At 62.0% G+C, this 18,336-nt stretch carries 18 protein-coding genes; 8 read left to right on the plus strand and 10 right to left on the minus strand.

What is annotated here, in order from left to right; genetic code table 11:
- Positions 1 to 114: 114 nt before the first annotated feature.
- A complete protein-coding gene (argE, locus tag QF039_RS28010; RefSeq protein WP_003213916.1) occupies positions 115 to 1,263 on the minus strand; it encodes an acetylornithine deacetylase in 1,149 nt (382 codons plus the stop codon).
- A 158-nt stretch (positions 1,264 to 1,421) separates the two neighbouring features.
- Between argE and QF039_RS28015 the strand changes: the two genes are divergently transcribed.
- On the plus strand, positions 1,422 to 2,789 hold the full coding sequence (locus tag QF039_RS28015; protein WP_008438903.1) for an inorganic triphosphatase: 1,368 nt from the start codon (positions 1,422 to 1,424) through the stop codon (positions 2,787 to 2,789).
- Between the two features lie 57 nt (positions 2,790 to 2,846).
- Here the strand turns inward: QF039_RS28015 and QF039_RS28020 are convergent, their stop codons facing one another.
- The gene (locus QF039_RS28020; protein WP_003213920.1) at positions 2,847 to 3,317 is read right to left on the minus strand and encodes an Lrp/AsnC family transcriptional regulator; all 471 of its coding nucleotides are present in this window, start codon (positions 3,315 to 3,317) and stop codon (positions 2,847 to 2,849) included.
- A 127-nt stretch (positions 3,318 to 3,444) separates the two neighbouring features.
- Between QF039_RS28020 and QF039_RS28025 the strand changes: the two genes are divergently transcribed.
- The 7 genes from QF039_RS28025 (at position 3,445) to QF039_RS28055 (ending at position 9,524) form a co-directional block, all read left to right on the plus strand.
- The gene (locus QF039_RS28025) at positions 3,445 to 3,783 is read left to right on the plus strand and encodes a hypothetical protein (protein WP_307521785.1); all 339 of its coding nucleotides are present in this window, start codon (positions 3,445 to 3,447) and stop codon (positions 3,781 to 3,783) included.
- A gap of 84 nt (positions 3,784 to 3,867) precedes the next feature.
- Positions 3,868 to 5,571, plus strand: coding sequence for a GspE/PulE family protein (locus QF039_RS28030; protein ID WP_177066860.1), 1,704 nt, complete (start codon positions 3,868 to 3,870; stop codon positions 5,569 to 5,571).
- Positions 5,572 to 5,627: 56 nt separating this feature from the next.
- A complete protein-coding gene (locus QF039_RS28035; RefSeq protein WP_003213925.1) occupies positions 5,628 to 6,548 on the plus strand; it encodes an SPFH domain-containing protein in 921 nt (306 codons plus the stop codon).
- Between the two features lie 10 nt (positions 6,549 to 6,558).
- Positions 6,559 to 7,005, plus strand: a complete 447-nt coding sequence (locus tag QF039_RS28040) for an NfeD family protein (RefSeq protein ID WP_008438897.1) — start codon at positions 6,559 to 6,561, stop codon at positions 7,003 to 7,005.
- A gap of 69 nt (positions 7,006 to 7,074) precedes the next feature.
- The gene (locus QF039_RS28045; protein ID WP_008438896.1) at positions 7,075 to 7,392 is read left to right on the plus strand and encodes a DUF2388 domain-containing protein; all 318 of its coding nucleotides are present in this window, start codon (positions 7,075 to 7,077) and stop codon (positions 7,390 to 7,392) included.
- A 160-nt stretch (positions 7,393 to 7,552) separates the two neighbouring features.
- Entirely contained in the window at positions 7,553 to 8,224 is a 672-nt protein-coding gene (locus QF039_RS28050) for an outer membrane protein (protein WP_008438895.1), read from the plus strand.
- Between the two features lie 157 nt (positions 8,225 to 8,381).
- Positions 8,382 to 9,524, plus strand: a complete 1,143-nt coding sequence (locus QF039_RS28055; protein WP_134327501.1) for a DegT/DnrJ/EryC1/StrS aminotransferase family protein — start codon at positions 8,382 to 8,384, stop codon at positions 9,522 to 9,524.
- Positions 9,525 to 9,563: 39 nt separating this feature from the next.
- Here QF039_RS28055 and gcvH read toward each other — a convergent pair whose 3' ends face one another.
- The 8 genes from gcvH to pepP all read right to left on the minus strand — a co-directional run bounded on the left by gcvH (position 9,564) and on the right by pepP (position 18,326).
- A complete protein-coding gene (gene gcvH, locus QF039_RS28060) occupies positions 9,564 to 9,947 on the minus strand; it encodes a glycine cleavage system protein GcvH (RefSeq protein ID WP_307521791.1) in 384 nt (127 codons plus the stop codon).
- Between the two features lie 51 nt (positions 9,948 to 9,998).
- Complete coding sequence (gcvT, locus tag QF039_RS28065; RefSeq protein ID WP_003213938.1) at positions 9,999 to 11,081, minus strand: glycine cleavage system aminomethyltransferase GcvT; 1,083 nt, start codon at positions 11,079 to 11,081, stop codon at positions 9,999 to 10,001.
- A 156-nt stretch (positions 11,082 to 11,237) separates the two neighbouring features.
- On the minus strand, positions 11,238 to 12,854 hold the full coding sequence (locus QF039_RS28070) for an iron ABC transporter permease (RefSeq protein WP_003213940.1): 1,617 nt from the start codon (positions 12,852 to 12,854) through the stop codon (positions 11,238 to 11,240).
- Positions 12,855 to 13,014: 160 nt separating this feature from the next.
- Entirely contained in the window at positions 13,015 to 14,019 is a 1,005-nt protein-coding gene (locus QF039_RS28075; protein ID WP_307521793.1) for an extracellular solute-binding protein, read from the minus strand.
- A gap of 95 nt (positions 14,020 to 14,114) precedes the next feature.
- On the minus strand, positions 14,115 to 15,332 hold the full coding sequence (locus QF039_RS28080) for a 2-octaprenyl-3-methyl-6-methoxy-1,4-benzoquinol hydroxylase (protein WP_162835188.1): 1,218 nt from the start codon (positions 15,330 to 15,332) through the stop codon (positions 14,115 to 14,117).
- A 9-nt stretch (positions 15,333 to 15,341) separates the two neighbouring features.
- Entirely contained in the window at positions 15,342 to 15,827 is a 486-nt protein-coding gene (locus QF039_RS28085; RefSeq protein ID WP_177066862.1) for a DUF4442 domain-containing protein, read from the minus strand.
- Positions 15,820 to 17,007: a 2-octaprenyl-6-methoxyphenyl hydroxylase gene (ubiH, locus tag QF039_RS28090; protein ID WP_177020273.1), complete on the minus strand. Its 1,188-nt coding sequence runs from the start codon at positions 17,005 to 17,007 to the stop codon at positions 15,820 to 15,822. Before ubiH ends, QF039_RS28085 begins: the two co-directional genes overlap by 8 nt.
- Positions 17,004 to 18,326, minus strand: a complete 1,323-nt coding sequence (pepP, locus tag QF039_RS28095) for a Xaa-Pro aminopeptidase (protein ID WP_307521797.1) — start codon at positions 18,324 to 18,326, stop codon at positions 17,004 to 17,006. The genes ubiH and pepP overlap by 4 nt, the downstream gene beginning before the upstream one ends.
- Between the last annotated feature and the right edge of the window lie 10 nt (positions 18,327 to 18,336).

Below are 18,336 nucleotides of genomic sequence, written 5' to 3' on the forward strand. Positions count from 1 at the left end.
AGCAGCCAAAAAAGGATGAATCGCAAAAACGCACAGCGGGCTGTTGGTTATCGTCGGAAACAGGCTTGGCGACACGCTCGCTCTCCTTCTATGTACGGATGGGCAGGGGTTAATTTATGCAGGTGTCAGGCAGTAATGTTGAATCAGTTCACGCAATAGACGCACTGTAGGCGTCAAGCGTGACATTTCAAGGTACTCGCCTGGCTGGTGGGCGCAGGCGATATCGCCAGGGCCAAGCACCAGGGTCTCGCAACCAAGGCGCTGAAGATAAGGCGCTTCGGTGCCGAACGCCACTGCTTCGGCGCGATGACCGGTAAGTCGTTCAGCTACCCGCACCAACTCTGCATCCTCGGCCTGCTCGAAGGGCGGCACTTCGGGGAACAGCGGCGCATAGTCGATCTTCACCTGATGGCGCTCGGCCAAGGGTTCGAGCTTCTGTCGGATGGCAGCGCGCAGCACCTGGGGATCCATGCCCGGCAGGGGCCGCAGGTCGAATTCCAGGGAGCATTGGCCGCAGATGCGGTTGGGGTTGTCGCCACCGTGGATGCAGCCGAAGTTCATGGTCGGCTGCGGCACGCTGAACTGCGGATTGCGGTATTCGCGCTGCCAGGCCAGGCGCAGGCCACGCAGTTCGCCAATGGCGTCGTGCATGGCTTCGAGGGCGCTGTGGCCCAGGCTTGGGTCCGACGAATGGCCGCTGCGCCCGAGGATATCGATGCGCTCCATCATTACGCCCTTGTGCAGGCGGATGGGTTTGAGGCCGGTGGGTTCACCGATCACCGCCGCACGGCCCAAGGGACGACCCGCCTCGGCCAGTGCACGGGCACCGGCCATGGAGCTTTCTTCATCGCAGGTAGCAAGAATCAGCAGCGGCTGCTTGAAAGGCTGGTCGAGCAACGGCTGGACGGCTTCGATCACCAGGGCGAAAAAGCCCTTCATGTCACAGCTGCCCAGTCCTACCCAGCGGCCGTCGACTTCCGTCAGCTTGAGCGGATCGGTCTGCCATAGGGCGCCGTCGTACGGCACGGTGTCACTGTGGCCCGCCAGCACCAGGCCGCCAGGGCCGGTGCCAAAACTGGCCAACAGGTTGAATTTGCCTGGGCTGACCTGCTGGATGTCGCAGGCAAAGCCCAGGTCTGCCAGCCAGGTGGCGAGCAAATCGATGACCGGGCGGTTGGATTGGTCGAGAGAGGCCTGGGTACAACTGACCGAAGGCGCGGCAATCAGCGCGGCGAATTGTTCTTTCATGGACGGTAAAGGCATGCGCTGTCTCTCAACTTCCCGGACGAACCCCATCATAGAGCTATCTGAGTGACACAATAAACCGTTGCGGCACGTTGCCGGGCTCAGTCCTGTACACTGCACGACCTTGGCAGCCACTCTTTTCCCCGGCTGCGCTCCCGATCCTGGATTTTCCGGCCATGCAGAAAGAAACCGAAATCAAGCTCCGTGTCAGCCGCGAAACCCTCGCCGCGCTGCGTGAGCACCCGTTACTGAAAAAACGCAACAAAAGTGGCTGGGAACGCCGTGAGTTGATGAACCAGTACTTCGACACCCCGGAACGCGACCTGGCCCAGGCCAAAGTGGCCCTGCGCCTGCGCAAAGACGGCGACGAAGTGATCCAGACCCTCAAGACCCGTGGCCAGAGCGTCGCCGGCTTGTCGGAACGCAATGAGTACAACTGGGACCTGGCCAAAGCCAAGCTCGACGTGAAGAAACTCGACGGCGAATGCTGGCCCGAGCAACTGGCCGAGCTGGACAAAAAGACCCTCAAGCCGATCTTCACCACCGATTTCGTCCGCGAACGCGCTGAAATCGCCTGGGGCCGCGGCAAGGCCAAGGTGGTGATCGAAGCCGCCCTGGACCTGGGCCACGTGGTTGCCGGCAAGCAGAAAGAAGAAATCTGCGAGCTGGAACTGGAACTGCGCGAAGGCGACCCGGCCGCCCTGCTGGAACTGGCCGCTGAACTGGCCGCGACCCTGGCGCTGATGCCGTGCGATATCAGCAAGGCCGAGCGTGGCTATCGCCTGTTCGACGCCAACAGCTACTCCCTGAGCCTGCCGGCACCGCTGCTGCACGCCGAAATGCCGCTGGACGACGCATTTGCTGCCGTCATGTGGCATCTGTTGGGCAGCAGCCAGCGCCTGGCCGAGCAATACCGTTTCAACGGCCACTGGCGCCTGCTGCAGGACTGGGTGGAAAACCTCGGCGAACTGCGGGCCCTGCTCGGCAGCCTCGGCCAGGCCGCACCGCGTCAGTCCACCAGCGAATTGCGCGCCGCACTGGACGCCTTGCTGGAAGACTGGCGTCCGCTGGTCCAGGCCGGTGACGACGATGAAGACATCCGCAAGGCCGCGCCGGAGCAGTTCGCCGAAGAACTGGAAGACGTGCGCTGGGGTTTGTTCTCCCTGACCACTTCCCGCTGGCTGCTGGCCCGCACCTGGGCCGCGGATCGCAACGTGCGTGGCAATCGCCAGGGCGCTGCACAGCTGGCCAACTGGCTGCCGCGCCTGCTGGCCGATGACGCCGTTGCCCTGCAACTGCCGCGCTACCAGCAACAGCCGGAAGACCTGGCCGAGCAACTGCCGCGTATCGAACGCATCCTGGCCTGGCTGCACCATGCACGCCAGGTGCTGGATATCGCCGAGCTGGACCGTTTGTATGGCGAGCTGAACAAGCTGGCGCACCTGGCCAACCAGCCGATCACCGATGAGTCGCTGGATGCGCGGATGCATCAGGCGATTGCGGTGTATCAGAATCGCGCTTGGAAAACCCTGCTGCGCCTGTAAAACCCTTGTGGCGAGGGAGCTTGCTCTCTCGCCACTCAAGTCAGGCCATGGCAACTATCAGCGCAACACCGGCAAACTCGTGGTGGACTTGATCTCCGACAAGGCCACTATCGAGTTGACCTCCTGAATCCCCGGCACCATCGACAGCTTCTCAAAGAAAAACCGCTCATACGCTTCAATGTCCGACGTGACGATCCGCAGTAGAAAGTCCACCGCCCCCATTAGCACATAACATTCCAGCACTTGCGGAAAACCGCGAATCGCCTCGGTGAACTCGGTGAAGTTGGAACGGCCGTGGGCGTTGAGTTTTACCTCGGCAAAAATCTGCGTATTAAGGCCGATTTTCTTGCGATCCAGCAGGGTGACCTGGCCGCGAATCACACCCTCCTCTTTCAGCCGCTGAATCCGGCGCCAGCACGGCGACTGCGACAGGCCGACCTGTTCGGCGATCTGCGCGCTGGAGAGCGAAGCGTCTTCCTGCAACAGCGCGAGAATGCGCCGGTCGTACACGTCCAATTCAGCGTGCATAAAAATACCCATCAATCATGATTTAAAGAATTACATGATTCTCTTATAAGCCAATACAGGCTGTTTTAGATAAGAAATCTCCCGCGACGAATGCAAAAATTTCTCCAGTCGAATCCGGAGAATCATCATGCACATCGTCGAAGCCTCCCACCCCGCCCAACGCGTTGACGCCTGGGCCGTCAGCAATGCCCACTGCCAGGCGCACTATCAAATCCTCGCCGAGGCTGAACCCGACGTGTTGTGCCGGGTGCTCAACTATTTTGCCCTGCAGTTCCTGGTGCCACGTCAGGTGAGCGTGCAGCGTGAAGACGACCTGCTGGCGATCGATATCGTGATGGATGGCCTGAGCTGGCACCGGGCCCAGGTGATCGGCGAAAAACTTCGTAACCTGATCAGTGTGTGCTCGCTGGAGCTGCGCCCGGCAGATGCTGCGCGGCCTCTGGCGGTCCAGGCGGCCCCTCAGTAAAAGCCTGCAATATACCTCGGAGGCCGAAGCGCAAAGGGTGACTAGCCTGAGGACTACGCCTAATCGTTGCCCAGGAACGTCACCATGTCCGTTGCGCCAAATCCGCAGGATCGCTGGCTGGAAATCCATCAGTTGTTGCCTGCCCTGATCGACCAGGGCCTGGTGCCCGCCGACCTGGCCCTACCGGCGAACAGTGGGCTGCATCCCCTGGAATGCATTGCCCGCCAGGGGCCGTCTCTGGAAATGCTGACCGAATGGCTCGCCCGCCACTGCGGCCAGCCCTACCTGCGTATCGACCCGTTGAAAATCGACGTCGCGGCGGTGGTGCCGCTGATGTCCTATGCCTTTGCCCAGCGCCACAAGATCCTGGCCGTTGCGGTCGACGCCCACAGCGTTACCGTCGCCAGCGCCCAGCCTTTCGTGAGCAGTTGGGAAGCCGGCCTGGCTCAGGTGTTGAAGCGCTCTATCAAGCGGGTGCTGGCCAATCCCCAGGAGATCCAGCGCTGCACCGTGGAGTTTTACCGACTGGCGAAATCGGTCAGCGGCGCCATTGATCAAAAAACCTCCGGCGCGCCGAATATCGAACAACTGCTCAATCTCGGCGCCAACGACCAGGAGCCCGACGCCAACGACGCGCACATCGTCAACATCGTCGACTGGCTGTTGCAGTACGCCTTTGGCCAGCGGGCCAGTGATATCCATCTCGAACCCGGACGCGATCAGGGGCGCGTGCGTTTTCGCATCGACGGGCTGCTGCATGATGTCTATCAATTCCCATCCCAGGTGACGATGGCGGTGGTCAGCCGCCTGAAAAGCCTGGGCCGGATGAACGTGGCGGAAAAACGCAAACCCCAGGACGGCCGGGTGAAGACCAAAAGCCCCACGGGCGGGGAAGTGGAACTGCGCCTGTCGACCTTGCCCATAGCCTTCGGCGAAAAGCTGGTGATGCGAATTTTTGACCCGCAGGTGCTGCACAAGGATTTCCAGCAACTGGGACTTTCCAACGACGACCTGCAACGCTGGCAATCCATGACCGGCCAGGCCAACGGCATCATCCTGGTCACCGGCCCTACCGGTTCCGGCAAGACCAGCACGCTGTACACCACGCTCAAGCAATTGGCCACTCGCGAGGTCAACCTGTGCACCGTCGAAGACCCGATCGAGATGGTGGAGCCGGCCTTCAACCAGATGCAGGTGCAGCACAACATCGACCTGACCTTCGCCAGCGGCATCCGCGCCCTGATGCGCCAGGACCCGGACATCATCATGATCGGCGAGATTCGCGACCTGGAAACCGCAGAAATGGCGATCCAGGCCGCCCTGACCGGGCATCTGGTGCTGTCGACGTTGCACACCAACGATGCGCCCGGCGCCATCAGCCGCTTGCTGGAACTGGGCATTCCCCATTACCTGATCAATGCCACGCTGCTGGGGGTGATGGCCCAGCGCCTGGTCAGGCTGTTGTGCCCGCACTGCAAGCGGCAAGCCGGGCAGGTCCATCAGGCAGTGGGTTGCGGCGAGTGCCGGGAAAGTGGCTATCGGGGTCGAGCCGGGGTCTACGAGATCATGCTGATGAACGATCGCCTCAAGGCCCTGGTCAGCCCGGGCACCGACCTCCAGGCCCTGCGTCTGGCGGCCCTTGACCAGGGAATGTGCAGCTTGCGGTCCGCCGGTATGCGCAAGGTAATGGCAGGACTGACAACACTTGAAGAGGTACTGCGAGTGACGCCTGGGGATTCAGAAACAAATCCTTTGATCGATGGCGCGGTAATCCGTCCTTATCCGTGACAACACCGTTACAATCGGAAAAACCTCGCTTTACCGTCACCAGACAAGGAATCGTTATGCAGATCGGAACCGTACTGCTTCTTTTTGTAGGCTTGGCCGTCGCCATCCTCTTCATGGGTTTCAAGGTGGTCCCGCAGGGTTACCAGTGGACAGTCGAGCGCTTCGGCCGCTACACCAACACCCTCAAGCCCGGCCTGAACATCATCATTCCGGTCATGGACCGCATCGGTCGCAAGATCAACGTGATGGAAAGCGTGCTGGATATCCCACCCCAGGAAGTCATCACCGCTGACAACGCCACGGTGCAGATCGACGCCGTGTGCTTCTTCCAGGTGGTCAATACCGCCCAGGCGGCCTACGAGGTGAACAACCTCGAACACGCCATCCGCAACCTGTTGCAAACCAACATCCGTACCGTGCTCGGCTCCATGGAGCTGGATGCGATGCTCAGCCAGCGTGACGGCATCAACGAAAAACTGCTGCGCACCGTCGACGAAGCCACCGCACCGTGGGGCATCAAGATCACCCGGATCGAGATCAAGGACATCAGCCCGCCTGCCGACCTGATGGCCGCCATGTCCGGCCAGATGAAGGCCGAGCGGATCAAGCGTGCGCAGATCCTCGAGGCCGAAGGCCTGCGAGCCTCCGCGATCCTGACCGCCGAAGGCAAGAAGCAGGCGCAGATCCTGGAGGCCGAAGGTGGTCGTCAGGCCGCCTTCCTGGAATCCGAAGCCCGCGAACGTCAGGCCGAGGCCGAAGCCCGCGCCACTCAAGTGGTATCGGAAGCCATCGCCACCGGTAACGTGCAGGCCATCAACTACTTCGTCGCCCAGAAATACATCGACGCACTGGGCAAGCTGGCCTCGGCCAACAACAGCAAGGTGATCCTGATGCCGCTGGAAGCCAGCCAGGTGATTGGCGCAGTCGGCGGCATCGGCGAAATCGTCAAGGCAACCTTCGACAACAAGAAAGCCTGAGGCACGCACCATGTGGGAATTCCTGCAGCACCTGTCGTTTTGGGACTGGCTGGCACTGGGCACGGTGCTGTTGATCCTTGAAGTGTTCGGTGCCGGTGGTTATCTGCTGTGGATGGGCATCGCCGCGGCAGCCGTGGGCGTGATCAAGTTCCTGGTGCCGAGCCTGGGGTTGGAGTGGCAACTGCTGCTGTTCGCCGTGTTGTCGATCCTCACGGCGGTGTACTGGTGGCGACGCCAGCGCAGCAGCGCCAAGGTCAGCGACCAGCCGGGGCTGAACATGCGCGGCTCCGAGTTGATCGGTCGCACCTTTGTGGTGCATCAGGCCATCGTCGAGGGCCGTGGCAAGATCAAGGTGGGTGACGGTGTGTGGATGGCATCCGGGCCGGACGCGCCGGCTGGGGCACACGTACGTGTCATTGGTCAGGAAGGTGTGATTTTGCAGGTTGAAACTGTTTAGTCATCCATGGAACTCGGCTGGGCTATCTACAATCAAACTGTTCAGATAACCCAGTCGGAGTCACCCATCATGCGTCTAAAATATGCTGTCGCAACCCTCGCTGTGCTTTCCCTTCCTGTCGGTTCAGCCATGGCCGACAGCTTCTGGCGTAATGTCATCTCATCGGGTGCCACGACCGGCTCGACGTACCTGACCTTCAAGGACCACAAAATGGTAGTCGCCGCCCAGGACGACGCCGGTAGCTTCGTCGCCAGTGACGGCAACATCCGTGGCCCATACCTGGAAGCTGCGATGCAGAAAGTCCGCGCCGATAACCCTGGCCTCAAGGCCACGGATATGGACCTGGCGAACGCAATCCTGGCGAAAAACGCCATTGCTTCCGAGTAACACCGCCGCATAAAAAATGCCGTTCCTCGAGAGCGGCATTTTTTTGCCCTGATTTCCTACGCCAGACGCTGGCGATTCCGCATCTGAACAGGAAAAGTCCTGTCGAGTTGCAGGCGCGCCCGGCAACAAGCTATCGATTCCCTTCAGACTGAGTGAATCGATGACCATGCAAAAACTCTCCTACGCCCTGCTGCTCGCCGCGGTTGCCACGCCTTATGCCCAGGCAGAAAGCTGGTACGGGTCGGCAAAGCTCAACAGCGCCCGGCAGAATCTCTCAAGCTCACTGCTGACCAGCCCACGCGTAACCCACCGGGTAGAAGCCCCCGACAGCAGCAAGACTTTCACCGGCTCATTCGCCGTAGGCTATGCCTTTGCCGATGGCTGGCGCCTGGAGGGGGAATACACGATGCCCAGCCACTCGACCTTCAAATCCCATTGGGCACCGTTCAATGCCAACGTCAACAGCCTGCGCACCGACAGCCAGCGCCTGATGCTCAACGGTTATAAAAACATCCCGATCAATGAATGGCTGTCGTTCTACGGTATGGCGGGAGTCGGCGTGGCCCAGGTTGACGCCGAGGGTTACCAGACCAACGACACCCGCCGTTTCGCCAGCAATCGCCAATACAACTTCGCCTACAGCGTTGGCCTGGGGCTGGATGCCAAGGTCAGCGAAACCCTGACCCTGGGTACCGGCTGGCGTTACGTGGACATGGGCGGGATCGAGACCGGCTACAACACGTTCGCCAATCGGATCAACGCCCGGGACGAACAGCTCAAAGGCAAGCTCAAAGAGCAGAACGTGTTTCTTGAGGCACGCGTTGCCTTCTGACACCGATGCTGAAATGCCGCTCCCGAGGCGGCATTTTTTGTTTCAGGCGGGACGATTCATTCACAGACGACAGGCTATATTCAGTCGAGCCGTGCAACCATGCCCGGCATTGATATGCTTTTTCTCATCGCCTTCTGAAACGGATGCCTTCAACGTCATGAGCCAACTGCCCTTTCTGCCGTTCTCCAAGCCCACCATTGATGAAGCCACCATCTCGGCGGTAGGCGACGTACTGCGCTCCGGCTGGATCACCAGCGGGCCGAAAGTGCAGGCGTTCGAGGCGCAGTTGTCGGAATATTTTGGGGGGCGCCCGGTGCGTACCTTCAACTCGGGCACCTGCACCATGGAGATTGCCTTGCGCATCGCCGGTATCGGGCCTGGTGACGAAGTCATCACCACCCCGATTTCGTGGGTAGCCACGGCCAACGTGATTCTGGAAGTCGGTGCCACGCCGGTGTTCGCCGACATCGACCCGGTGACCCGCAATATCGACCTGGCCAAGGTGGAAGCCGCGATCACACCGCGCACCAAGGCAATCATCCCGGTATACCTGGCGGGCCTGCCGTTGGACATGCCATTGCTCTACGCGCTGGCCAACAAGTACAACCTGCGCATCGTCGAAGATGCAGCCCAGGCCCTGGGTTCCAGCTGGGATGGCCAACGCATTGGCGCTACCGGCGATTTCGTATCGTTCAGCTTCCAGGCGAACAAGAACATCACCTCGTCCGAAGGCGGCTGCCTGGTATTGAACAACGCTGAAGAAGCACGCCTGGCCGAGAAATATCGCCTGCAGGGCGTGACCCGCACCGGCTTCGATGGCCTCGACGTGGATGTGTTGGGCGGCAAGTTCAACATGACCGACATCGCAGCAGCCATCGGCCTGGGCCAGTTTGCCCATATCGAGAAGATCACTGCCCACCGCCAGGAACTGGCACGGCACTATTTCGAATGCTTCGGCAGTGATTTCGAAGAAAAGTACGGCGCGCAATTGCCACCGGCAGACTTCGAAAACAGCAACTGGCACCTGTTCCAGCTGGTACTGCCGGAGCGTCAGGACGGCCTGCCCGCACGCGCCACGTTCATGGAGCAGATGCAGGCCCATGGCGTCGGCATTGGCTATCACTACCCACCGATCCACCTGCTGAGCTTGTACAAGGCACAGGGATTCAAGGAAGGCATGTTCCCGGTTGCGGAAAAAGTGGGGCGTTTGATTGTGTCGTTGCCGATGTTCACGGCGATGACGAAAGCGGACGTAGAGCGTTCGGTAGCGGCGGTAAAAGCAGTATTGAAACGCGGATAAAACCTTTGCGGGAGCCGGTTGCCGGCTCCCGCAGCGGGATCACTCGCCGATGGCAGCCTTGTAACCGGCAGCGTCCAGCAGCTTGTCCAGCTCAGACGGGTTGCTTGGCTTGAGCTTGAAGATCCAGGCGCCGTAAGGGTCGGAGTTCAACAGTTCTGGCTCGCCGCTCAAGGCGTCGTTCACCGCGATCACTTCGCCAGCAATTGGCGAGTAGATATCCGAAGCGGCCTTAACGGATTCAACTACACCCGCCTGCTGAGTCGCCTCAAATACGTTGCCGACTTCGGTCAACTCGACGAATACCACATCCCCCAATGCTTCCTGGGCATGGTCCGAGATCCCGACGGTCACGGTGCCGTCAGCTTCCAGACGGGCCCATTCGTGACTTTCGGCAAAACGCAGGTCGGCAGGGATATCGCTCATAGTCTGTGTCCTCAAGGAAAAATGTCAGCGGCCATTGGCCCGCCGGAAAAGTTAGATCAATGTTTTGCCATGGCGCACGAACGTCGGTTTGACCACCCGAACCGGGTACCACTTGCCGCGGATTTCCACCTCGGCCCGGTCAGCAGTCGCCGACGGCACACGCGCCAGGGCAATGGATTTGCTTAGCGTAGGAGAGAAACTACCACTGGTGATCTCTCCTTCGCCAACATTGGCGATACGAACCACCTGGTGAGCGCGTAAAACCCCGCGCTCTTCCAGCACCAGGCCGACCAGCTTGGACTTCACACCCGCAGCCTTTTCGGCTTCCAGGGCGGCGCGGCCGATGAAATCCCGCTCGGCCGGCTCCCAGGCGATGCTCCAGGCCATGTTGGCTGCCAGGGGCGAGACGTCCTGGTGAATATCCTGACCGTAAAGGTTCATGCCGGCCTCAAGGCGCAGCGTGTCGCGGGCGCCGAGGCCGATGGGCGAAATGCCTGCGCCTACCAGGTCGTTGAAGAACGCCGGGGCCTGATCGGCCGGCAGGACAATTTCAAGACCGTCTTCGCCGGTGTAACCGGTGCGCGCGATAAACCAGTCGCCGTCAGCCAGGCCTTCAAAGGGCTTGAGCTGATGGATCAGGGTGGCGCGGGACTGGGTCACCAGTTCAGCGATCTTTTGCCGGGCATGGGGGCCTTGAATGGCGAGCATGGCCAATTCGGGCCGCTCGCGGAGCTGGGCCTGATAGCTGCCGAGCCGAGCCTGCATCCAGGCCATGTCCTGGTCACGGGTGGCGGCGTTGACCACCAGCCGGTAACCGCCCTCGGTACGGTAGACGATCATGTCGTCCACCACGCCGCCCTGCTCGTTGAGCATGGCGCTGTATAACGCGCGGCCGCAGCCGTGCAATCGGTCAACATCATTGGCCAGCAAATGCTGGAGCCATTCCTTGGCCTGGGGGCCTGTGATATCGATCACGGTCATATGGGATACATCGAACACCCCGCAGTCGCGTCGCACCTGATGGTGCTCCTCAACCTGCGAGCCGTAGTGCAAAGGCATATCCCAACCGCCAAAATCGACCATTTTCGCGCCAAGGGCGAGATGCAGGTCATACAGAGGCGTGCGCTGTCCCATGGGTTTCTCCTTCCGGGCGTGGCGAAGGTGCGGACGGTCGCCGTTCGGGCCGCACGCCTTGAAATACAAGGCCTGTAGCCGCGTTCAGCAACCCGATCTGAAAGATCGACCGCACCGAATGCCGCGCATTGTAGCCTCAAGCCGTAGGACTGGCACCTAACCGATTCGTCGCGCCGAACGTCGGATCAACCCGATGACCGGTAACAGCCCCACCAATACCAGGGTCAGGGCCGGCAGCGAAGCCCGCGCCCACTCCCCTTCGCTGGTCATCTCGAAAATCCGCACCGCCAGCGTGTCCCAGCCGAACGGGCGCATCAGCAGGGTCGCCGGCATTTCCTTGAGCACATCGACAAACACCAGCAGCGCCGCGCTCAGGGTGCCCGGCAGCAAAAGTGGCAGATACACTTTGCAAAACAGTCGCGGCCCGCTGACCCCAAGACTGCGGGCGGCTTCCGGCAAGGACGGACGGATTCGCGCCAGGCTGTTTTCCAGCGGCCCGTAGGCCACCGCAATGAAGCGCACCAGATACGCCAGCAGCAAGGCCGACAAACTGCCCAGTAACAGCGGTTTGCCGGCGCCCCCCAGCCAGCCGGAGACCGGGATCACCAGTTCACGATCCAGGTAGCTGAACGCCAGCATGATCGACACCGCCAGTACCGAGCCGGGCAGCGCGTAGCCTACGTTGGCCAGGCTGATGCCGGAGCGGATGGCTCGGGTGGGCGCCAGGCGATGGGCGAACGCCAGCACCAGGGCCACGCTGACGGTGATCAGGGCAGCCATACCGCCCAGGTACAGGGTATGGACGATCAAACCGGCGTAGCGCTCGTCCAGGTCGAAACGGCCACGCTGCCAGAACCAGGCCACCAGTTGCAGCATCGGGATCACGAACGCGCAGGCGAACACCAATCCGCACCAACCGCTGGCCAACGCCGCCTTGAACCCGCGCAGATGGTAAAGCGCCTTGCCGCGAGGTCGCTCGTTGCTCGGCCGGCTGGCGCCCCGGGCACGGCGTTCGCCGTACAGCACCAGCATCACCACCAACAGCAACAGGCTGGCCAGTTGCGCGGCACTGGAGAGGCTGAAAAAGCCGTACCAGGTCTTGTAGATGGCGGTGGTAAAGGTGTCGAAGTTGAACACCGAGACGGCACCGAAATCCGCCAGGGTTTCCATCAACGCGAGGGCCACGCCCGCACCGATGGCGGGACGCGCCATGGGCAGGGCCACCCGCCAGAACGCTTGCCACGGCGACTGCCCCAAGACACGCGCCGCTTCCATCAGGCCTTTGCCCTGGGCGAGGAACGCGGTGCGTGCCAGCAGATAAACATAGGGGTAGAACACCAGCACCAGCACGATGATCACACCGCTGGTCGAGCGCACACGCGGCAGGCGCAAGCCTGTACCAAACCATTCGCGCAGCAGGGTTTGCACCGGGCCGGAGAAGTCCAGCAGGCCGACGAAGACGAAGGCGAGCACATAGGCGGGAATCGCGAAGGGCAGCATCAACGCCCAGTCCAGCCAGCGCCGGCCGGGGAATTCGCAGAGGCTGGTCAGCCAGGCCAGGCTGACGCCCAGCAGCGTAACGCCCACACCGACGCCCAGCACCAGGGTCAAGGTGTTGCCCAGCAGACGTGGCATCTGGGTTTCCCACAGGTGGGACCAGATCTGGTGGTCGATGGTCTGCCACGACAGCAACAGCACGCTCAACGGCAGCAGCACCAGGGCGGCGACGGTGAAGACCGGCAGGTACCAGCGGCGTTGGGCGGGATGGGCCAAGGAACAGATCTCTGGGGATAATATTTTTAACTCGCCACAAAACAGTGTGGGAGCCGGGCTTGCCCGCGATGCACGCACCTCGGTGTGTCAGTCACACCGCGGTGATGCTATCGCAGGCAAGCCAGCTCCCACACTGTGTGCGGTGTTTTTAAACGTGCACTTAGTTCCAGCCAGCGCGATCCATCAAGCGAATAGCCTCAGCCTGACGCTTGCCCGCCACTTCCACCGGCAATGTGTCAGCTACAAACTTGCCCCAGGTCGCCACCTCCGCCGACGGCGGCACCGCCGGGTTGGCCGGGAACTCCTGGTTCACATCCGCAAAGATCTTCTGCGCTTCCGGCGTGGTCATCCACTCCACCAGCGCCTTGGCTGCTTCCGGGTGCGGTGCATGCTTGGTCAGGCCGATGCCCGACAGGTTGACGTGCACCCCGCGGTCGCCCTGGTTCGGCCAGAACAACTTCACCGCCAGGTCCGGCTTCTGCTTGTGCAGGCGGCCGTAGTAGTAGGTGTTCACGATACCCACGTCACACTGCCCGGCGTTGATCGCCTCCAGCACGGCAATGTCATCGGAGAACACGTCGGTGGACAGGTTGTTGACCCAGCCCTTGACGATTTCTTCGGTCTTGGCCGCGCCGTGGGTTTCGATCAGGGTGGCGGTCAGCGACTGGTTGTAGACCTTCTTCGCGGTGCGCAGGCACAGGCGGCCTTCCCACTGTTTGTCGGCCAGGGCTTCGTAGGTGGTCAGGTCGCCCGGTTTCACGCGATCGGTGGAGTAGGCGATGGTCCGCGCTCGCAGGCTCAGGCCAGTCCAGGCATGGGCCGAAGAACGGTATTGAAGGGGAATATTCTTGTCGATCACCGCAGAGGTGAACGGCTGCAGGATGCCCATCTGCTCGGCCTGCCAGAGGTTGCCGGCGTCGACGGTGAGCAGCAGGTCGGCGGTGGCGTTTTCACCTTCGGCCTTGATGCGCTGCATCAGCGGCGCTTCCTTGTCGGTGATGAACTTCACCTGCACGCCGGTCTTCTTGGTGTAGGCGTCGAACACCGGCTTGATCAGTTCGTCGATGCGCGAGGAGTAGACCACGACCTCATCGGCCGCCTGCACGGCGGTGCTGCCGATAAGAGTGAGTGCCAGGGCAGTCAGGAGGCGCTTGGGTGCCAACATGGGTGCGGTCTCTCATTTGCAAAAAGAGCGCAAATGATAAGGACTCACATTTGGTAACGCTCAACGGAGCCGTTACCAGATGTTGCACAGCACCCTCAGGCCTTGGCCAGCTCCGGCAAATCCCCGGTCAAACCCAATGCCTGACGCACAAACAACGCCTTGGCCTCCGGCATCTGCTCAACCACCTTCAGCCCTGCATTACGCAGCCAGCGCAACGGCAGTTGATCGGCCTGGAACAACCGCTCAAAGCCTTCCATCGCCGCCATCAGCGCCAGGTTGTGCGGCATGCGCCGACGCTCGTAACGGCTGAGCACCTTCACATCCGCCAGGCGCTCGCCGCGCTCGTTGGCCGCCAGCAGCACCTCGGCGAGCACCGCCGCATCGAGGAAGCCCAGGTTCACGCCCTGCCCCGCCAGCGGATGAATGACGTGGGCCGCGTCGCCAATCAATGCCAGGCCTTCGGCCACGTAACGTTTGGCGTGGCGCTGACGCAACGGCACGCACAGCCGTGGATCGGCGCTTATCACGCTGCCCAGGCGGCCTTCGAAGGCATTTTCCAGTTCACGGCAGAAGCTTTCATCGTCCAGCGCCATCAAGCGCTCGGACTCACTCGGGGTGGTCGACCAGACAATCGAACACCAGTCTTCCTGCCCGTCCCGCACCAGCGGCAGGAACGCCAGCGGGCCATTGTCGGTAAAACGCTGCCAGGCCGTCTTTTGATGCACCTGGCTGCTGCGCACACTGGTGACGATGGCGTTGTGCAAATAATCCCACTCACGGGTAGCGGTGCCGGTCAGGCGACGTACTGCCGAGTTGGCGCCGTCCGCCGCGACCACCAGTGGCGCGCGCAAGGTGCGGCCATCGGCGAGGGTCAGCAGCCAGTCATCGCCGGAGCGGCGCATCTGTTCCAGGCGCGCATTGGCCAGCAGGCCGAGGTCGCAGTCGTGCAGGCGGTCGAGCAAGGCATCCTGGACCACACGGTTTTCGACGATATGCCCCAGCACCTCGGCATGCACGCTGGCCGCCGAGAAGTGGATCTGCCCGGTGCCGCTGCCGTCCCACACCTGCATCTCGCCGTACGGGCTGGCACGTCGCTCGACAATGCCGTCCCACACGCCAAGGCGTTCGAGGATGCGCTGGCTGGCGGCCGACAAGGCGCTCACCCGCGGTTCGAACGCAGCATGAGGGTCGAACGGCTTGACGCTCAGGGGGCTGCCGTCGAGCAGCAGCACCTGCAGGCCACTGCCCTGCAACGCCAGCGCCAGGGCGCTTCCGACCATTCCGGCCCCGACAATCAGCACATCTGCGCGCATGTCCATGCTTTAAGCCTGTCTCGATTGCAGCTTGCGCCGCACGTAAAGGGTTTTGTCGACCCGCGCCACCAGGGTGCCGGAGCCGTCATGAATCTGTACCTTGAGCTGCGGTAAATACTTGTCGCCGCTGGCGGTGTGCTGGCGAATCTCGTCCAGCAACGCTTGGTCGATGGAAAATTCGGCGAACACCGGGCCTTTGCCCGGCGAGATAAAGTCGATAGCGGCAGCCTTGTCCCAGACAATGTAGTCGCGGCCCAGGTTCTCCATCAGCATCAGCATGTAAAACGGGTCGACCATCGAATACAGGCTGCCGCCAAACTGCGTGCCGACGTAGTTGCGGTTGTACCAGCCCAGGCCCATGCGCACCTTGACCTCGCGGAAATCGCTGCCGATGTGCAACACCCGAATTCCGGCCCCAAGGTACGGCGGGTACAGGGTCATGATCCAGCGCAACAGCCGCGCCTTGCCCAGGCGTCGGGTCAGCCACTCACGCATCGGGACGGGTACCCAGGCCCATGGCCTGGCGCGCGAACCAGCGCTTGGCCGGCGGCAGCAAGTCGAGGCCCAGCAAGCCCATGTTGCGGCCCAGCGCGACCAACGGTTGCGCACTGCCAAACAGGCGGGTGACCTGATCGGAGAAGCCGACGGTGAGTTTCTGGTCCATGCGCTGACGCTCGCGGTACGCCTGCAGTGTCGCCAGGTCGCCCGGAATCGCCGGCCCGGCCAGCAGCGCCTCGGCCAACGCGTAGGCATCCCGCAGGGACAGGTTGAAGCCCTGACCGGCAATCGGGTGCAGGCTGTGGGCGGCATTGCCAAGTACGGCCAGATGAGAGCGCACTTGTTCTTCCGCTTCCACGAGCGTCAGCGGGTACAGGTGGCGCGCGCCGACTTGCTTGAGGGTGCCCAGGCGGTAGCCGAACACGCCCTGCAGTTCACTCAGGAAGCTGCGTTCGTCCAGCTCGGCCAGGCGCTTGGCGTCCATGCCGACGCGGGTCCAGACCAGCGCGCAGCGGTTGTCCGGCAACGGCAGCAAGGCCATCGGGCCTTCGTCGGTGAACCGCTCGAACGCCTCGCCGTTGTGGGCCTCGCTTGGGGTGATGTTGGCGATTAGCGCGCTCTGGTTGTACGGCCGCTTTTTAACGCCGATGCCCAGTTGCTCGCGCAAACCTGAGCGACCGCCATCGGCCAGCACCGCGAGGTCGCACTCCAGCACGGTTTCGTCATTGAGGGTCAGGCGGTAGCCATCGGCAAGCGGCTCCATGCGCGTAACTTCCGCCGGGCAACGCCAACTGACCACGTCCTTGTCCAGCCCTTGCCACAGGCATTGGCCCAGCCAGGCGTTTTCCACCACGTAGCCAAGCGCCGGCACACCCTCTTCCATGGCCGACAGGCGCGCGGTAGAGAAGCGGCCACGGTCCGACACATGAATCTGTTTGATCGGCTCGGCGCGGCGAGAGATTTCCTGCCACACGCCCAACCGTTGATAGATCTGCCGCGCGCCAAAGGACAGCGCTGAAGAACGCGCGTCATAGCTCGGCTGGTAGCTGTCGCCGGGGGCAAACGGCTCGATCAGCACGATCTTCCAGCCCCGGGCCTTGGCCCCGGCCTGCAAGGCCAATGCGAGGCTGGCACCCACCAGGCCGCCGCCGATAATCGCCAGGTTGACCCGGCTCATCGGGCGCTCGCCATCAATGCTTCGATCTCGGCGACGGACTTGGGCACGCCACCGGTCAGAATTTCACAGCCTTGCTTGGTCACCACCACGTCGTCCTCGATGCGTACGCCAATGCCACGCCATTTCTTCGCCACGTTCTGGTTGTCCGGCGAGATGTAAATCCCCGGCTCCACAGTCAGTGCCATGCCAACTTCCAGCACCCGCCACTCGCCGCCGACCTTGTATTCGCCCACATCGTGCACATCCATCCCCAGCCAGTGGCCGGCGCGGTGCATATAGAAGGCTTTATAAGCTTCACTGGCGATCAGTTCGTCGACATCACCCTGCAACAATCCCAGCGTCACCAGCCCGGCAGTGATCACTTGCACCGTCGCCTCGTGGGCCTGGTTCCAATGCTTGTTCGGGGCGATTTCGGCAAAGGCGGCTTCCTGGGAAGCCAGCACGATTTCATAAATCGCCTTCTGCTCGGCGGAAAACTTGCCGCTCACCGGCCAGGTGCGGGTGATGTCGCTGGCGTAGCAGTCGATCTCGCAGCCGGCGTCGATCAGCACCAGGTCGCCGTCCTTGAGCACCGCGTCATTCTGCTGGTAATGCAGGATGCAGCTGTTGCGCCCCGAGGCGACGATGGAACCATAGGCCGGCATCTTCGCCCCGCCCTTGCGAAACTCGTAGTCGAGCTCCGCTTCCAGGCTGAACTCATGCAACCCGGCGCGGCTGGCCTGCATCGCCCGTACATGGGCCGCGCAGGAAATCCGCGCCGCCTCGCGCATCACCTTCACTTCTGCCGCCGATTTATACAGGCGCATGTCATGAAGCAGATGATCCAGGGCAACAAATTCGTTCGGTGGCTGGGCGCCGAGGTGCGCTTTAGAGCGGATCACGTTGATCCACTCCATCAGGTGCCGGTCGAATTCGGCATTGCTGCCCATGGCCGAATACACCCGGTCGCGGCCTTCGATCAGGCCGGGCAGGATGTCGTCGATATCGGTAATCGGGAAGGCGTCATCGGCGCCAAAATCGCGAATCGCGCCTTCGGTGCCCGCTCGCAGGCCGTCCCACAGTTCGCGCTCGGCATTGCGTTCGCGGCAGAACAGCACGTACTCGCCGTGCTGGCGGCCGGGCATCAGCACGATCACCGCCTCCGGTTCGGGGAAGCCGCTCAGGTACTGGAAGTCGCTGTCCTGGCGGTAGACGTGCTCGACGTCACGGTTGCGGATGGCTACCGCGGCCGCCGGCAGGATGGCGATGCTGTTGGGTTCCATCTGCGCCATGAGCGCCTTGCGGCGCCGGGTGTATTCCGCTTTGGGGATATGGATCATGGGCAGATGG

The organism is Pseudomonas sp. W2I6, from assembly GCF_030815935.1.
GTDB lineage: Bacteria > Pseudomonadota > Gammaproteobacteria > Pseudomonadales > Pseudomonadaceae > Aquipseudomonas.

What these genes read in the sequence shown, in the direction of transcription:
- gcvH (WP_307521791.1), bottom strand. Translation starts at nt 9,947, where the DNA reads ATGAGCGATATCCCTGCCGACCTGCGTTTTGCCGAAAGTCACGAATGG.
- ubiH (WP_177020273.1), bottom strand. Translation starts at nt 17,007, where the DNA reads ATGAGCCGGGTCAACCTGGCGATTATCGGCGGCGGCCTGGTGGGTGCC.
- QF039_RS28085 (WP_177066862.1), bottom strand. Translation starts at nt 15,827, where the DNA reads ATGCGTGAGTGGCTGACCCGACGCCTGGGCAAGGCGCGGCTGTTGCGC.
- QF039_RS28025 (WP_307521785.1), top strand. Translation starts at nt 3,445, where the DNA reads ATGCACATCGTCGAAGCCTCCCACCCCGCCCAACGCGTTGACGCCTGG.
- gcvT (WP_003213938.1), bottom strand. Translation starts at nt 11,081, where the DNA reads ATGGGACAGCGCACGCCTCTGTATGACCTGCATCTCGCCCTTGGCGCG.
- pepP (WP_307521797.1), bottom strand. Translation starts at nt 18,326, where the DNA reads ATGATCCATATCCCCAAAGCGGAATACACCCGGCGCCGCAAGGCGCTC.
- argE (WP_003213916.1), bottom strand. Translation starts at nt 1,263, where the DNA reads ATGCCTTTACCGTCCATGAAAGAACAATTCGCCGCGCTGATTGCCGCG.
- QF039_RS28075 (WP_307521793.1), bottom strand. Translation starts at nt 14,019, where the DNA reads ATGTTGGCACCCAAGCGCCTCCTGACTGCCCTGGCACTCACTCTTATC.
- QF039_RS28055 (WP_134327501.1), top strand. Translation starts at nt 8,382, where the DNA reads ATGAGCCAACTGCCCTTTCTGCCGTTCTCCAAGCCCACCATTGATGAA.
- QF039_RS28030 (WP_177066860.1), top strand. Translation starts at nt 3,868, where the DNA reads ATGTCCGTTGCGCCAAATCCGCAGGATCGCTGGCTGGAAATCCATCAG.
- QF039_RS28050 (WP_008438895.1), top strand. Translation starts at nt 7,553, where the DNA reads ATGACCATGCAAAAACTCTCCTACGCCCTGCTGCTCGCCGCGGTTGCC.
- QF039_RS28015 (WP_008438903.1), top strand. Translation starts at nt 1,422, where the DNA reads ATGCAGAAAGAAACCGAAATCAAGCTCCGTGTCAGCCGCGAAACCCTC.
- QF039_RS28080 (WP_162835188.1), bottom strand. Translation starts at nt 15,332, where the DNA reads ATGCGCGCAGATGTGCTGATTGTCGGGGCCGGAATGGTCGGAAGCGCC.
- QF039_RS28040 (WP_008438897.1), top strand. Translation starts at nt 6,559, where the DNA reads ATGTGGGAATTCCTGCAGCACCTGTCGTTTTGGGACTGGCTGGCACTG.
- QF039_RS28020 (WP_003213920.1), bottom strand. Translation starts at nt 3,317, where the DNA reads ATGCACGCTGAATTGGACGTGTACGACCGGCGCATTCTCGCGCTGTTG.
- QF039_RS28035 (WP_003213925.1), top strand. Translation starts at nt 5,628, where the DNA reads ATGCAGATCGGAACCGTACTGCTTCTTTTTGTAGGCTTGGCCGTCGCC.
- QF039_RS28045 (WP_008438896.1), top strand. Translation starts at nt 7,075, where the DNA reads ATGCGTCTAAAATATGCTGTCGCAACCCTCGCTGTGCTTTCCCTTCCT.